Source organism: Saccharothrix lopnurensis (genome assembly GCF_042658445.1).
Lineage (GTDB): Bacteria > Actinomycetota > Actinomycetes > Mycobacteriales > Pseudonocardiaceae > Actinosynnema > Actinosynnema lopnurensis.
The window spans coordinates 114,629-128,841 of record NZ_JBHSQO010000004.1 but is presented as its reverse complement, the minus strand read 5'-3'; the positions used below and the strand labels follow the sequence as shown (position 1 = coordinate 128,841).

Here is a 14,213-nt window from a genome sequence, read left to right as displayed (position 1 = left end):
CTGTGGCGGTGTTCGTCCAGAATAACTTCCCCCGGACGAAAAAACAGGCGTCCGCTCGTATGCCGACAACTCCGGCGAACAGCGCAATGGCATTTTCGGGCAATGGGACAGGGAGGTCCCCCGGTCGGGCAACCCCTCCCGCCGCTGCCGCGTCCTGTGGTGACCATCGTGAGGGGGCGGGGATGAGGAAGTTGTGGCTGTGCGTCGCCGTGGCGGCGATGTCGTGCGGTGTGGCCGCCGGGTGAGGTCTTCGCGTACGGCGGCGCGCTGACCGGTCTCGCGGTGACGGGCTTCGCGGTGATGGGCGTCCACCCGGCGTGGGTGGCGATCACCGGCGAACCCGCGTGGTGCGTCCTGGTCTCCCTGGACGAGAGGCCGGGGCGCCACCACCTGATCACCTACGGGCTGGACTGCCCGGGAGGACGCGTCGTGTTCTCCCGGCGCGAGGGGGAGCCTCAGGCCGGGGTGGGGGACCGGGCGGAACTGCTGCTGGACCGCACGGGCACCGTCGACCCGCGCTTCGCCGCCGATTCCGACGTGCCGGTCGTGGGCGTGGTCCTGAGCCCGGTGATCGGGGCGTCCCACCTCGTGCTGCTGGTCGGCGTGCCGCTGCCGCCCCCGAGGCCGGCGAACAAGGATTGTCGGACCCTCTCGCTACCGTTCCTCCCATGATCCTTCCCACCGCTGCCGAGGAAGCCCGCTTCTGGGCGCTGCTGGAGAACGCCTGGGCCGGTCGCGGCCCCGAGGTGGCCGCGCTGCGCCGCGCCCTGGTGGAGCGCGCGCCCGGCGAGGACGCCTTCGACGAGGCCGCCCAGCTCGAAGAACACCTGGACCGGGTGCTGGAGGCGCTGCGCGCGGTCGCCGCCGACCTGTCGGCCGAGGAGCTGACCGCGCTGGACCGCGTGGCCGAGCGCAAGCTGCACGAGATCGACCGCGCGGACGTCCACGAGGTGACCGACGGCTCCGACGACGGTTTCCTCTACGCGCGCGGCTTCGTCCTCGCGATGGGGCGGGAGTTCTACGAGGCCGTCGCCCGCGACCCGCGCATGGCGATCGAGGACGCCGAGGCGGAGGCGTTCTGCTACCTGTTCGCCCACGCGCACGCCGACCGTTTCGGGGACTTCCCGGAGACGGGGTCGGGGATCTCCCGGGAATCCTGCTCGAACGCGGCGGGGTGGCCGGATCTGGGGGTACCGTCGAACGCGTGATCGACTTCGAGAAGCAGTCCGTCTTCAAGCTGGCGCCGTGCCGCCCCGAGGAGATCGCGTCCCAGGTGACGCCGATCATGATCCAGGGCGAGCGGGTCGTGTCGTGCTTCAAGACCGTGCGCGATTTCGTGGTGTTCACCGACAAGCGGGTCATCGCGGTGAACGTCCAGGGCATGACAGGGCGGAAGAAGGATTTCACGTCCCTGCCCTACAGCCGCGTGCAGGCGTTCTCCATCGAGACCGCCGGCACCTTCGACATGGACGCCGAACTGGACCTGTGGTTCAGCGGGCTCGGCCAGGTGCGCCTGGAGTTCAGGGGCCACGCCGACGTGAAGCTGCTGGCGCAGATCATCGGCACCTACGTGCTCTGACGCGCCGGGGTCGGAGCACGGGTGCACGCCCACCACGTTCCCCGCCCCGACTGCTCGGGGGCCCGCACAGCCGCCGCAACAGTCCCGGCCCGCCAGTCCGACACCGCCCACCCGCCCGAACGGATCGAGCGACTGCGGCGCGAACTCCCTCCCGATGTGCCTCCGCCCGATCAACGCCCGCCAGGCACGCCGCGACCCAGGACACACGGGCGGTGGATCGGCCCCGATGGGCAGGTCCGACTCGTTGTCAGCGGCGAAGACGAGATGTACCGCGAATCCGAAACGGCGCCGGCTGATCTCGGTTTTCGCAGGAAGCTGACCCGTGCGTCCGACGTCGAGATGAAGTTGTACTGAGGAGGGGCTGCACCACCGTGGCGCAAGGGCTGAACGTTTACTACGACGACGGACACGCGGACAACCCCGTCGTCATCACCGAACCGGTGATCTACTACTACGTCACCGCGGACACGGAGTTCCCGCCCGACTCCGAAGTCCCCGTTGCCGATGTGGAAGCCGCCGTCGTCGACTACCTGACCACCGGCCACCGTCCGGGGTCCGTGGTCCGGCAGTCCACCCACGTGCTCTGACGCGCCGGGGTCAGGTGCGGTAGGCGGCCTTCGCGAGCTGGACGAACGACCGGATCAGGTGATTCGTGTCGTTCCTCTTCCAGGCCAGCACCACGCGACTGGGGCTCATGTCGACCACCGGCACGACGGTGAGTCCCGGGGCCGGCTCGTGAGCCAGGACCGTCATGCCGATCGTGCCGTTCCAGAGAACCGATTGCCGGCACTCCTGGACCGCGCGCACCACGGGTCCCTCACGGGGTTCCCCGCCGTTCCAGTACGACTGCCAGAGGGGGTCGGTGCCCTCCGGGAACAGGAACCAGCGGCGGTCCGCCAGGTCGGCCAGCTCCAGGCTCCGGTGGCGGGCCAGCGGGTCGTCCGCGCGCAGCAGCGCGCCCACCGGGTCCGCGCGCAGTTCGCACACGGTCAGGCCGGTCCGGTCGAACGGCGCCCGGGTCAGGGCGATGTCCACGAGCCCGGCGCGCAGCCCGCAGGTGGGATCGGTCAGGTCGGTCTCGCGGATGTGGACCTCGACGTGCGGGTGCCGCCGCCGGTGGGCTTCGGCCAGTTCGACCACGTCCGGATCGGTGCTGTCGCCGAGGATGCCGACGGTGATGGTCGCGGGGCCGACCGCGGCGGCCACGCGCACGCGGGCCCGGTCGGCGTGCTCCAGCAGGGCGCGGGCCTCGTCGAGCAGCACCGCCCCGGCGGGCGTCAGGTGGACACCGGCCGGGGACCGGTGGAACAGCACGACGCCGAGTTCGCCCTCCAGGTGCTTGATCGCCCGGCTCAGCGGCGGTTGGCTCATGTGCAGCCGGGCGGCGGCGCGGCCGAAGTGGAGTTCCTCGGCGACCGCCAGGAAGTAACGCAGTGTGCGCAGCTCCACGGTGCGACGATACCCGTGCGGTATCGGTCGGCTGACACAGGTCTTGGACAGCTCCGACGTCCGGCGGTGGGATTCGGGGCGTGGACATCGCGTACTGGGTCGTCGCCGGCCTGCTGAGCCTCTTCTACCTCTACTCGGGCGGGATCAAGGTGATCCGGAGCCGCGAGCGGCTCCGGCCGATGATGGCCTGGGTGGACGACATGCCGATGCCGGTCGTCCGAACCCTCGGCGCGTTCGAGGTGCTCGGCGCGATCGGCCTGGTCCTGCCGCCGCTGACCGGCACCGCGCCCTGGCTAGCCCCGGTCGCGGCCGGCGGGCTCGTCGTCCTCCAGGTCGGGGCGACCGCCGTCCACCTGCGTCGCGGTGACCGCCGCATCGCCCTCAACCTCGGACTCCTGGTCGCCGCGGCCGGGGCAGGCTGGCTGGCCACCACCTGGTTGTAAAACCGACGGTCACCCGTCAGGCGGCGCACCTGACCGCGTTGAGGCTGACCCCGGTGAGGGGCAGCGGGGAACCGTTGTGGTTCACGGCGAACTCGATCTCGGCGTACTGACCGGTGTACAGGTCCCGGTTCCAGGACGGGGCGTTGACCCGTACGTGCACGGACAGCTGGGTGAAGCTGCCACCCCACAGGTAGGCGATGATGCCGGGGCCGTCCAGCTCGAAGTTGACGTACCAGGGCGCCGCCCGCTCCGGGCCCAGGTTCGTCACCTTCAGCTTCACCTGGTACCCGCCCTGCCAGGCGTTCACCACGGTGTACTCGTAGCGGCAGGTGAGGCGCGGCGCGGGCGGGTCGTCGACGGCGACCGCCGGGGTGGCGAGGGCGATCCCCCCGACCACGGCCAGCAGGGCGGCGAACACTCGTCTGAACCGCATGGCCGTCCTCCGGGGCGTCGGGGAAGCGCTTGCCCAGCAAGCTAACGGGTACGGCCCGGCCCGCGCTACGGCCGTTCGCGAACCACCGCGAACCCACCGCGAACCCCCGCCGGGACCTACGAACCCGGAGCCGCGACCGGGTCGGATCGCCGCCAGTGGCGCTGGTCCAGCTCGCGGGCCGTCCACTCCTGTCCCTCGCTCGCCACCGCCTCCAGCACGCGCAGCGCGTCGACCACGCCGGCGGTGTCCAGCGCGAGGTGCCGCAACTGGTCCAGGCTCTCGACCTCCGCGTCCCGCAGCCCCTCGAAGTTCTCCACCACGACGGTGATCGACTCCCCGTTGACCAGCGACAGGCTGAACGCCTGGCTGAGCACCAGCGCGTCGTCGTCGTCCACCGGTGCCTGGTCCGGCACGACGAGCTGCCGCAGCCCCTTGGCGAACCGGACGCCGACCTCGGACACCCGGGCCGAGGCCAGCGCGTCGTACCGGAACGACGCCCGCCGCTCGTTGTGCACCGACCCGTCGAGCAGGTCGAGGTCCACCTCGATCTGCCGGACGCCCCTCGCGGTGAGGAAGAAGACCCGCACCACGTAGGCGGAGTAGCGCGGCGGACCGAGCAGCACGCGGGCGCGGGCGGCGTCGCGGGCGCCCTCGATCAAGGTGACCTGGGCCAGAACGTCGCGGGTGCTCAACCCGCACCGGTGCAGGGCGGACATCCTGATCGCGGACTTGTCGTGGTCCAGCCACCGCGCGATCCGGGCATCGGAGGGCTTGGTCCTGAGGGCCTCGACCAGGGCCGTGTGCACCCCCTGGTCCTGCCTGAAGCACCGGACCCGCTCCCGCTTCAGCTCGGAGCGCCGCCGCACCGCCGCCACCAGATCACCCACACCGTGCCCGGCGAGGGCGAGAGCCACCGCCGACAGCGACAGGGCGATCCCTCGGTACCCGTCCTCGTACTCCATGAAGATCAGCGCCACCACAGTGGCCACCAGCGCGATACCCACCGCGCAGGCGATCCACGACCTCATCGACGACTTCTTGTCGAGCGATCTCACCCGCCCCTCGTTCAGCTCGTCGATGCGCGTCCGGATCAGCCAGTTGATCTCGGACGCGGCGACCCCCTCCCTCCCGTACGTCTCGACGACCTCGCGCGCCAGGGACCACCCGGCAGCCCGGAGGGCCTGCGCGGTGTCGCCCGTCCAGGACCGCTTCCTGAGCTGGACGTCGACCAGGCGGATGACCTCGGCCGCGAACTCCCGCTCGGCCTCGGTGCCCCGGATCGGCATGTCCGACCCCGGGGCCCGCCCCTCCTCCCAGGACGAGAACGCCCACGACTGCCAGGACGCGCCGATCAGCACCGCGCCGGTCAGCGTGACGATCGGCAGGAAGAGGACCATGTCGTTGAAGTAGAGGAGCGCCTCGAAGTAGGAGCCCGAGCCCGTCAACAAGGGGTGAACCACCGCCGCCGCGGCGAGCAGCAGCGCGAGCACGCCGACAGCGCCCGAGAACCGCGCCCCCACCGGCATCCGGGGCGCCTGCCTGGGAGGAGCCGGGTTCGGCTCGAAGAACTTCCACGCCTGCCGGCGCCTGTCGCCCTCGTGGCGCTGCTCCTCCACCACCCGCTTCCGCACCTGGTGGGCCCGGCCCTCGTGGACCCCGTCGAGCACCAGGTCCAGGTGGCGGACGATCTCGGTGTACCGCTCGCGCGGCAACCCCTCCAGCCGGGCGAGGACCTCCGTCCGCCGGTCATCGGTGTGGCCGACCAGGTCCAGCACGGCCTCCAGCGCGCCCAACCAGTCGTCCCGGGGTAATCGCGAAGCGACCCGGCGGGCGATGTCCAGCTCACCGAACTCGATGCTGCCCAGGTCGCGCGCCGACCGGCCGTGCAGCACGGCCATGGCCGAGTAGTACGCGATCCGGGTCGAAGGCCGCTCGCCCACCAGCAGGTCGTGCAGCAGCCGCTGGGCGGCCCGCGCCGAGCCGGCGTCGAGGGTGGCCAGTGCGACCTGCAAGCGCCGCTCCGGAGTGTCCCCCGGGTCGGCGCGGTACACGGTCTCGTGCCGGTGGAACACGGCGTTGCCCTGCACCACCCCGATCTGCGCCTCGACGGTGGCGTTGCCGCCCGCGACGTTGGTCATCGGCCCTCCCGGGTGCCCGGCGCCGCGCCGAAGGTGACGTTGCCGTTGACGACGCCGACCTGCGCGCCCACGTTGGCCTGGTCGGTGGCGGAGTTGTGGTAGGTGGGCCCGCGGTCGTCGGGCACGCGCCCCGGTGCCCGCTCCTCGGCCGCGTCATCGTGCTCGGCGACCAGGGCGGCGACGAACGCGGCGGCGTGCCGGGCCGCCAACGGCTGGAGCCCGGCGGCGTCCGCGTCGGCCTTGTGCCCGTCGGCCCGGTCGCAGATGCCGCGCACGGTGATGGTCGGCGTGGCGTCGTTGAGGTGGCCGGCCTGCGCGACCCCGGCGCTCTCCATCTCCACCGCGACCGCGTCGTTGTAGTGCAGGCGCAACTGCTCGTTCAGCGGCGAGGTCGTCGAGTTCAGCACGACCTCGCCGGCCGCGACGGGGTCGAAGTGCACCGCCACGTCCGCGCCCCAGCCACCCCGGCGGTCCACCAGCCTGGCCAGCTGCTCCAGCCGGTGGGAGGTGTCCCAGGCCCGGGGCCTGGCCAGGAACTCGTCGCCGTCCTGGCGTCCGCCGTGCGGGGCGTAGACCCTGGTGGCGACGACCACGTCCCCCAGCGCGATCCAGTCGCGCAGCCCGCCGGCGATGCCGACGAAGAGGACCGCGGCCGGGCGGAACTCGGTGATGGCGCGCTCGGTGATGGTCGCGGCGGCCGAGTTGCCCATGCCGATCGACGCCAGGGCGACGCGGCACCCCGGCCGCCGGGCGAGCCGGCCCACGTCGAACACGGTGCCCGCCGCCTGGTGGTGCGGACGCACGTCGGCCAGGTGCTCCCGCACGGCCGCGTGCTCCAGGTCGAGCGCGGTCAAGATCACGATCATCGGCTGTCCCTCCTGTGCCCGCGCAGCCAAACACCCGAACCGTTTTTCGTCAAGATGACGATTATTGCGGTTACCGCAGGTCGTCACGATGCGGTCACCCGTTGTCGTCAAAATGACGTGAACTAGGATGGCGATCGTGGACGAACAGTGGACGAGCCCGACCGTGGACGTGACGGTCGACCTGGCGGTGCTCACCGTCCGGCACGACGTCCTGGAGATCCTGCTCGTCGAGCGCGGCGAGGACCCGTTCCGCGGCGCCCTCGCCCTGCCCGGCGGTTTCCTCGCCGACGAGCGCGAGGACATCGACACCGCGGCGGCGCGCGAGCTGGCAGAGGAGACCGGCCTCGTCGCGGACGGGCTCCACCTGGAGCAGCTGCGCACCTACGGCGCGCCCGACCGCGACCCGCGCGGCCGGGTCATCACCGTCTGCTACCTCGCCCTGATGCCCGACCTGCCGCTCCCCACCCCGGGCGGTGACGCGGCCGCCGCCCGGTGGGCCCCCGTCGCCGACGTCCGCGACGGCCGGTCGCCGCTGGCGTTCGACCACTCCGCCATCGTCGCCGACGCGGTGGAGCGGGCGCGGTCCAAGTTGGAGTACACGACGCTCGGGGCCTCGTTCTGCGGCCCGGAGTTCACCGTGGCCGACCTGCGCCAGGTCTACGAGGCGGTGTGGGGCAGGCGGTTGGACGCGCGCAACTTCCACCGCAAGGTCACCGGCATCGAGGGGTTCCTGATCCCCACCGGCGAGCGCACCACCCGGCAGGGCGGCCGGCCCGCCGCCCTGTTCCGGCGCGGCCCCGCGACCGTGCTGCACCCGCCGATGCTGCGCTCCCGCGCCGACTGACCGCGCCCGGGGCCGGTGGTGCGGGCCGGTGCCCGTGATCGCGGACGGCCAGGCCGCCGATCCGACCGGGCCCGAACCTGGAGGCCGGGCCCGCCCTGCGGCAATCGGGTGGTGCGGGTCACCGTGACGGGCGGATGTGGCCCCACCACTGTTGTCGGGCGGGTCGTGGAGCCGATCGAATGGACCGGTGCGCCTCGACCGCGACCGGGTCACACCGCCGGAGCCGACCCGCTCCGATGGGCACCGACACCCGCCCGGCCCTCCGCACGTGGCAGCCGTGCTGGCCCTTCAGGGCACGGCGGGCAACGCGGCGGTCGTCCAACGGATGCGGCGCGGCGGCGGGTACACCCCACCGCGTGACGGCCCCTCCGGGTCCGGCTTCCGCTTCAACCCGCACGACTCGGTGCACGTCCAGGCGTTCGAGGAGGTGTGGCGGGACCACCTCCGGGCGGTGGAGTGGGAGATGACGGGAATCCCGCTGGACTCCGGGGGACCGGCGAGCGGTCCGAGCAGCCCGGGGCGGGTCACCGACCTGCCGCGTCCACCGGCACCGGCGACCCAGGTCCCGATCCCGGCGGCCCCGATCCCGGCGGCCCCGATCCCGGCGGCCCCGATCCCGGCGGCCCCGATCCCGGCGGCCCCGGCACAGGCCCCAACCCCAGCGGTTCCAACCCCAGCGGTTCCAACCCCCGCAGCCCCGATTCCGGCAACGCCGGCCGCAGCCCCGGCAGCTTCACCAGCCCCGGTGCTCCCGACCACCCTTGAGGAAGAAGAGGAGGAGCCCGGCCCGGACTTCGCGACCCCCCTGCCACCCGCCCCCTGGTTCCCCGACGGGCAGTTGACCGGCAGGATGACGCGCTACATGGCGCAGCACCACGACAGCGGGGAGCGGGGTTTCGCGTTCCCCAAGGCCGACCAGAGGTCGACGTGCTTCCAGTGGGCGCTGTTGGCGAACCAGGACGTGGGACCACCACCGGTGCACGTGTGGAACTGGCTGGTGGGGTACGACGGCGGGCAGGCCCCCGAGCCGCAGTGGCTGCGCGGGCTCTCGCCCCGCCTCCGCGAGCGGGCGCGGGAGCTGCGCTCGACCAGCCTCACCGAACCGCCGCTGGTGACCGAACCCCAGCGGGGGGAGGTCGACCGGGCCCGTCAGGCGTTCGAACTGGCGGAGAACCGCCAGGACGACGAGCTCGGACGGTTCGAGGACGAGTTCCACCGGGCCAAGAGGCCGGAGTACCTGCTCGCCGTCGAAGAGCGGCAGCAGCAGCTGGTGCGCCCCCTGGTCGCCCGCGTCGCCTCCGCCATGGCCGAGGTGTTCGGGTTCACGGTCAACCCGCCGGAGCCCCGGGCGTGGGTCTGCTGCAACTACCGCGTCGCGGAAGGCGCCGCCTTCCCGGACCACTGGTGGGTCGAGATCAAGGTGCGCGGGCAGGCGATCGTCATCCAGACGGTCCCCGACGTGAGCGTCGAATTCGGCACCGTCGAGGACATCCCGCACCACCGCGACGAAGACCACGTGGAGGTCCGGGTCCCGGTGACGGGACTGCTCCCCGCGCACGGCGAGCTGATCAAGGCCGGCGCGGACCGGCACCGCGAGCAGAAAGAACTCGAACGACGCCGGCGCAAGCGGCCACGGCACGGGTGAACCACGCGGACACCGCAGCAACCCCGCACCGATCGCGGCACCGGTCGAGGTGGCCGGCGGACGCGCCGCTACCGGATCGACCGCGTCGTCCCGTCCCACCCGGACACCACACCCGGCAGCTCCTCGGCCAGCTGCGCCGGGTAGACCACCGCGTCCTCACCGGCCAGCTCCCCCGCCGACCACCACCGGTGGCGGCGGATGGTCCGCTGCTCGACCTCGTTGAACCGCGAGGTGTCCACCTCGGACCCGACCGGCGCCCGGCCGACGAAGAACCACTCCACCGACGCGTAGTTCAGCCCGTCGAAGGCGAACACGGCGTGCCGCTTCCACACCGGACCGACCAGCTCGTCCGCCGGCAGCGCCACCCCGGTCTCCTCGAACAGCTCCCGCACCGCCGCGTCCCGCAGCTCCTCCCCCGGCTCGACCCCGCCACCGGTGGTGAACCAGAACAGCTCGTCCGGCCGGGACGGGTCGAAGCCCTCGAACAGCAGCACCCGGTCGGCCCCGTCCAGCAGCACCACCCGCGCCGACACGCGCTGCACCAGCCCCGACGCCTCCGCGTCACCACCCGGTTCGGCGATCTCGAAGTACGCGGGCGTCGGCGCGGTGCCGGCCAGCCGCAGCCAGCGCACCGAGCGGCGGCGGCGCAGCGCCAGCGTGTCGCGCACGGCGTCGTTGTGCACCCGGCGCGCCAGCACCACCCGCTGCTCCGCGTCGGACAGCTCGGCCGCCAGCGCGGGCGCCAGCACCGACCGGTCCAGCCCCGCCAGCAGCGCGCTCAACCGGTTCTCCGCCGCCTCGCGGTCGGGTCGCCGCGCGCCCTCCGCCTCGTCGGCGGCCACGCCCAGCTCGGGTCTCCCGCACACCGCCGCGACCGCCCGCGTCACCACCGCGCGCCGTGCCAGGGCCGCGTCCAGGGCCGCCCACGCCGAGTCCGTGCGCACGTGCAGCCGGTCCAGCCGGTTGGCCGTGCCCAGGATCCACGGACCCACCAGCAGCGCCACACCCAGCAGCACCAGGAACGCGGTCGCGGTCCCCGAGCTGGTCACGCCTCCACCACCCGCCGCGGGTCGGCGGCCGTGGCGCTCTCGTAGACCCTGAGCACCTGGTGCGCCACCACGGACCAGTCGAACGTCATCACCCGCTGCCGCGCCACGTCCACGTACCCCGCCCGCCGCTCGGCGTCGGTCAGCAGGTCGCGCAGCGCCTCCGCCAGCGCGGCCGGATCGCCCACCGGGGTCAGCACCCCGGCCTTGCCGTCGTCCAGCACCCGCCGGAACGCGTCCAGGTCGCTGGCCACCACCGCCGCGCCCGCCGACATCGCCTCGGTCAGGATGATCCCGAAGCTCTCGCCGCCGGTGTTGGGCGCGCAGTAGACGTCCACGCTGCGCAGCGCGCGCGCCTTCTCCTCGTCGTCGACCATGCCGAGGAACACCATCCGCGACGCCAGCTCCGGCCCGGCCTGCTCGCGCAGCTCGTCCTCGTCGCCGCGGCCCACCACCAGCAGCCGCGCGTCGGGCAGGTCCAGCGCCCGGAACGCGTCCAGCAGCACCGGCATCCCCTTGCGCGGCTCGGTGAACCGGCCGACGAAACCGATCGTGCCGCCGGGGCGCGGGTAGCCGTCCAGGGGCGCGGCGTCGGCGAAGAAGCCCACGTCCACGCCGTTGGGGATCTCCAGCGCGTCCCCGCCCAGGTGCTCCACCTGCACGCGCCTGGCCAGCGCGGACACCGCGATCCGGGCGGTGATCTTCTCCACGAACGGCTGGAGGAACGGCTGGAGTGCCAGCAGCATCTTCGACCGGGGCGTCGAGGTGTGGAAGGTGGCCACGATCGGCCCGTCCGCGATCATCAGCGCCAGGAACGACAGCGAGGGCGAGGTGGGCTCGTGCAGGTGCAGCACGTCGAACTCGTGCTCGGCGATCCACCGCCGGACCCGGGCGAACGACACCGGCCCGAACGACAGCCGCGCCACCGACCCGTTGTAGGGGATGGCGACCGCGCGGCCGGCGGAGGTGACGAACTCGGGCAGGGGCGTGTCGTCGTCGGCGGGCGCGAGAACCTCCACCTCGTGCCCGAGCGCGCGCAGGGCCCGCGCGAGGTCGACCACGTGGGCCTGCACCCCCCCGGGGACCTCCAGGGAGTACGGGCACACGATGCCGACCTTCACACCGACTCCCCTCGGCGGGCCAGCACCCGGCGCAGGGTCCGCTGCCTGCTCTCGGGCAGGTCGTCGATCCACAGCGGCTGCATCATGTGCCAGTCGGCGGGGTGCGCGGCGATGTCGGCGGCGAACACGTCGGCCACCTGCTGGGTCGCCGCGCCCACACCGGCCACGCCCGCGACCCGGACCGGCGGGTGGAACCGCAGGTGCCAGCCGTCCTCGGTGAACCACAGGCCCACCGGCAGCAGCGCCGCGCCCGTGGTGGCCGCCAGGTGGGCCGGGCCCGCGGGCATCAGCGTGCGCTCGCCGAAGAACGTCACCGGCATCCCGCCCGCGGTCAGGTCGCGGTCGGCGAGCAGGCAGACCACCTTGTTCTCGCGCAGCCGCTCGGCCAGCACCACCGCCGGGTTGCGCTCGCCGCCGGTCAGCGGCACCACCTCGAAGCCCAGGCTCTCCCGGAAGGCGATGAACCGCCGGTAGAGCGACTCCGGCTGGAGCCGTTCGGCGACCGTGGTGAACGTGCCGCAGTGCTCGACCATCCAGATGCCGGCCAGGTCCCAGTTGCCGCTGTGCGGCAGGGCCGCGACCACGCCCCGGCCCTCGGCCAGCGCCGCGTCCAGGTTCTCCACGCCGCTGAAGGCGCGGTCGAGCTCGGCGAACAGCGCCGCCCGGTCCATCGACGGCAGCCGGAACGCCTCGCGCCAGTACCGCGCGTAGGAGCGCAGCGACTGCCGGACCAGCTCGTCCAGCTCGGCCTCGCCCGCCCGCGGCACCACCCGGCGCAGGTTCCGGCGCAACTGCCGGACCCCGTCGCCGCCGCGTCTCGCGCCCCGGTCGGCGACCGCGTCGGACACCCCGCGCGCCACCCGCTCCGGCAGCACGCGGGCGAGCCGCCAGCCCGTCGCGTAACCGAGGTCCACCAGCCGCTGCTTCACGTCAGCTCCTTAGCCTCGCGGCTCACGCCCAGCACGCGTTGCGCGACGGTGGCGATGACCAGCGCCGCGAGCAGGTAGAGGGCCACCGGGAGGATGTAGGGCACACCGAGGCCGTGCAGGCCGATGCCGAGCAGGCTGATGATGAACCGCTCGGCGCGTTCGGCCAGGCCGCCGTCCGCGGCGACGAACCCGGTCGCCTCCGCGCGCGCCTTGACGTACGAGATGACCTGCGCGCCGACCAGCGACACGAGGGCGGCGACGGCGAGGCCGCGTTCCCCCGCGTCGAACGCCCACCAGGCGATGGCGGCGAACAGCGCGCCGTCGGCGATGCGGTCGCAGGTGGCGTCGAGGACGGCGCCGAACCTCGTGCCGCCCCCGCCCGCGCGGGCCATGGCGCCGTCGAGCAGGTCGAACAGCACGAACGCGGCGACGAGCAGCGCCCCCGCGACCAGCTGTCCCCGGGGGATGAACCACAGGGACGCGGCGACGGAGCCGACGGTGCCCAGCACCGTGACGGCGTTCGGGGTGAGGCCGCGGCGCAGCAGCCACGCCCCGATCGGATCGGTGACGCGCGAAACCGACGCGCGAGCGAAGATGTTCAGCATGGGGTGGCCAGGCACCTACCGGCGGGGACGATGTGGTCCCCGGCAGCCTAACGGCCCAGCTCAGCCGAGCTTGCGGTGGTCCCTGGAGATCTGGTCCAGCAGGTCGTCCAGCTCGTCGCCGCGCACCGCCAGCCGCTCCAGCCTGCCGAACAGCGCCAGGTACTCGCGCACGTCGTGCGGGTCGGTGATGGTGGCGTTGCCGGTCAGCACGGTGAGCGTCACCACGCGCTCGTCGTAGACCTGGAACCCGTGCGGGGCGACCATGTTCGCGTCCACCGACCAGGGCACCACGCCCAGCTGCACGTTTGGTCTTCGCAGGAGCTGCACCAGGTGGTCGATCTGCTCGCACATCAGGTCCGCGGACCCCATGCGCCAGCGCAGCGCGCTCTCGGCCAGCAGGAACACGAACCGCTTGCCCAGGTCGTCCATGCGCGCCCGGCGGCTGCGCAGCGTGGCGATCGCGGTGTCCTGCTCGTGGGAGGGGGTCGAGTTCAGCACGACCCGGAGGTAGTTCTCGCTCTGGAGCAGCGAGGGCACACCCGCGTTCTGGAAGAACCGGCTGGTGGTGGCGCGGGCCTCGATGCGGGCCACGGTCTGCTGGTGGCGGTGGGCCCCGCGGTGCAGCACCACCCGGCGGGTCTCGGCCTCGGCGTGCAGCTGGCGGGCCAGCTCGACCAGTTCGACCCTGGTCTCCCTGGTCGCGGACAGCTCGGCGACCAGGCGCTCCACGTCGGTCACGGACGGGAGGAGCATACCGTTCTCGATCTTCGACAACTTGGACTGGCTCATCCCGGTGGCGCGCGCCGTGGCCGTACCCGTCATCTTGGCCTCGGTGCGCAGCCTTCGTAACTCGCGCGAGAGCCGTTCTCGGGCCAGCCGCGAACGCTCAGGTGCGGTCATGCAACGCACCGTATCGATCGCCAACCCTCTTGACGATCGGCCACCACGGTGCTTGCGGCCCCTTGACATGTCACTCGTTGGTGATCTGCATTACGCCGATGACGATCACGCGCAAACGCACGTGCACCCGCCCGTGCACCCACCGAACCCCGCGCGAGTCGTACGTCCAGAACGCGCGAGTCGTACGTTCGCGACCCGCGAGTCGCACGTTCAGG

General features: G+C 72.8%; 17 protein-coding genes. 8 read left to right on the top strand and 9 right to left on the bottom strand.

Annotated features, from left to right (window positions below):
* Window positions 1–228: 228 nt before the first annotated feature.
* The 5 genes from ACFP3R_RS05820 to ACFP3R_RS05805 are packed head-to-tail and all read left to right on the top strand — an operon-like array spanning window position 229 to window position 2,166.
* Window positions 229–672 carry a hypothetical protein gene (locus tag ACFP3R_RS05820; protein ID WP_380633565.1) on the top strand — a complete coding sequence of 148 codons (444 nt, stop codon included), beginning with the start codon at window positions 229–231 and terminating at the stop codon, window positions 670–672.
* A complete protein-coding gene (locus ACFP3R_RS05815; RefSeq protein WP_380633564.1) occupies window positions 669–1,208 on the top strand; it encodes a DUF4240 domain-containing protein in 540 nt (179 codons plus the stop codon). Before ACFP3R_RS05820 ends, ACFP3R_RS05815 begins: the two co-directional genes overlap by 4 nt.
* Window positions 1,205–1,579 (top strand): PH domain-containing protein, encoded by a 375-nt coding sequence (locus ACFP3R_RS05810; protein WP_380633563.1) that lies wholly within the window; start codon window positions 1,205–1,207, stop codon window positions 1,577–1,579. Before ACFP3R_RS05815 ends, ACFP3R_RS05810 begins: the two co-directional genes overlap by 4 nt.
* A gap of 21 nt (window positions 1,580–1,600) precedes the next feature.
* Complete coding sequence (locus ACFP3R_RS37870) at window positions 1,601–1,933, top strand: DddA-like double-stranded DNA deaminase toxin (RefSeq protein ID WP_465269979.1); 333 nt, start codon at window positions 1,601–1,603, stop codon at window positions 1,931–1,933.
* A 17-nt stretch (window positions 1,934–1,950) separates the two neighbouring features.
* The gene (locus ACFP3R_RS05805; RefSeq protein WP_380633561.1) at window positions 1,951–2,166 is read left to right on the top strand and encodes an Imm1 family immunity protein; all 216 of its coding nucleotides are present in this window, start codon (window positions 1,951–1,953) and stop codon (window positions 2,164–2,166) included.
* Between the two features lie 10 nt (window positions 2,167–2,176).
* Here the strand turns inward: ACFP3R_RS05805 and ACFP3R_RS05800 are convergent, their stop codons facing one another.
* Window positions 2,177–3,028, bottom strand: a complete 852-nt coding sequence (locus ACFP3R_RS05800; protein ID WP_380633560.1) for a LysR family transcriptional regulator — start codon at window positions 3,026–3,028, stop codon at window positions 2,177–2,179.
* A gap of 80 nt (window positions 3,029–3,108) precedes the next feature.
* Here ACFP3R_RS05800 and ACFP3R_RS05795 point away from each other — a divergent pair, with 80 nt between their 5' ends.
* Window positions 3,109–3,471, top strand: coding sequence for a DoxX family protein (locus ACFP3R_RS05795; RefSeq protein ID WP_380633558.1), 363 nt, complete (start codon window positions 3,109–3,111; stop codon window positions 3,469–3,471).
* A 16-nt stretch (window positions 3,472–3,487) separates the two neighbouring features.
* Here ACFP3R_RS05795 and ACFP3R_RS05790 read toward each other — a convergent pair whose 3' ends face one another.
* The 3 genes from ACFP3R_RS05790 to ACFP3R_RS05780 form a co-directional block, all read right to left on the bottom strand.
* Window positions 3,488–3,904, bottom strand: a complete 417-nt coding sequence (locus ACFP3R_RS05790) for a cellulose binding domain-containing protein (RefSeq protein WP_380633556.1) — start codon at window positions 3,902–3,904, stop codon at window positions 3,488–3,490.
* A 116-nt stretch (window positions 3,905–4,020) separates the two neighbouring features.
* Window positions 4,021–6,042 carry a hypothetical protein gene (locus ACFP3R_RS05785; RefSeq protein WP_380633554.1) on the bottom strand — a complete coding sequence of 674 codons (2,022 nt, stop codon included), beginning with the start codon at window positions 6,040–6,042 and terminating at the stop codon, window positions 4,021–4,023.
* The gene (locus tag ACFP3R_RS05780; protein ID WP_380633552.1) at window positions 6,039–6,908 is read right to left on the bottom strand and encodes a 5'-methylthioadenosine/S-adenosylhomocysteine nucleosidase family protein; all 870 of its coding nucleotides are present in this window, start codon (window positions 6,906–6,908) and stop codon (window positions 6,039–6,041) included. Before ACFP3R_RS05780 ends, ACFP3R_RS05785 begins: the two co-directional genes overlap by 4 nt.
* A 127-nt stretch (window positions 6,909–7,035) precedes the next feature.
* On the opposite strand from ACFP3R_RS05780, the gene ACFP3R_RS05775 reads away from it, so the two are divergent.
* A complete protein-coding gene (locus tag ACFP3R_RS05775) occupies window positions 7,036–7,752 on the top strand; it encodes an NUDIX hydrolase (protein WP_380633551.1) in 717 nt (238 codons plus the stop codon).
* Between the two features lie 745 nt (window positions 7,753–8,497).
* Window positions 8,498–9,397: a hypothetical protein gene (locus tag ACFP3R_RS05770; protein WP_380633550.1), complete on the top strand. Its 900-nt coding sequence runs from the start codon at window positions 8,498–8,500 to the stop codon at window positions 9,395–9,397.
* 68 nt (window positions 9,398–9,465) lie between these two features.
* Here ACFP3R_RS05770 and ACFP3R_RS05765 read toward each other — a convergent pair whose 3' ends face one another.
* From ACFP3R_RS05765 to ACFP3R_RS05745, 5 genes are read right to left on the bottom strand one after another with little or no spacing between them, the layout of a single operon-like run.
* Window positions 9,466–10,446 (bottom strand): NUDIX hydrolase, encoded by a 981-nt coding sequence (locus tag ACFP3R_RS05765; RefSeq protein ID WP_380633548.1) that lies wholly within the window; start codon window positions 10,444–10,446, stop codon window positions 9,466–9,468.
* On the bottom strand, window positions 10,443–11,564 hold the full coding sequence (locus ACFP3R_RS05760) for a glycosyltransferase family 4 protein (protein WP_380633546.1): 1,122 nt from the start codon (window positions 11,562–11,564) through the stop codon (window positions 10,443–10,445). Before ACFP3R_RS05760 ends, ACFP3R_RS05765 begins: the two co-directional genes overlap by 4 nt.
* Window positions 11,561–12,493 carry a phosphatidylinositol mannoside acyltransferase gene (locus tag ACFP3R_RS05755; RefSeq protein ID WP_380633544.1) on the bottom strand — a complete coding sequence of 311 codons (933 nt, stop codon included), beginning with the start codon at window positions 12,491–12,493 and terminating at the stop codon, window positions 11,561–11,563. The genes ACFP3R_RS05760 and ACFP3R_RS05755 overlap by 4 nt, the downstream gene beginning before the upstream one ends.
* The gene (gene pgsA / locus ACFP3R_RS05750; RefSeq protein WP_380633543.1) at window positions 12,490–13,098 is read right to left on the bottom strand and encodes a phosphatidylinositol phosphate synthase; all 609 of its coding nucleotides are present in this window, start codon (window positions 13,096–13,098) and stop codon (window positions 12,490–12,492) included. Before pgsA ends, ACFP3R_RS05755 begins: the two co-directional genes overlap by 4 nt.
* 60 nt (window positions 13,099–13,158) lie before the next feature.
* Window positions 13,159–13,998 carry a helix-turn-helix domain-containing protein gene (locus tag ACFP3R_RS05745; protein WP_380633541.1) on the bottom strand — a complete coding sequence of 280 codons (840 nt, stop codon included), beginning with the start codon at window positions 13,996–13,998 and terminating at the stop codon, window positions 13,159–13,161.
* Between the last annotated feature and the right edge of the window lie 215 nt (window positions 13,999–14,213).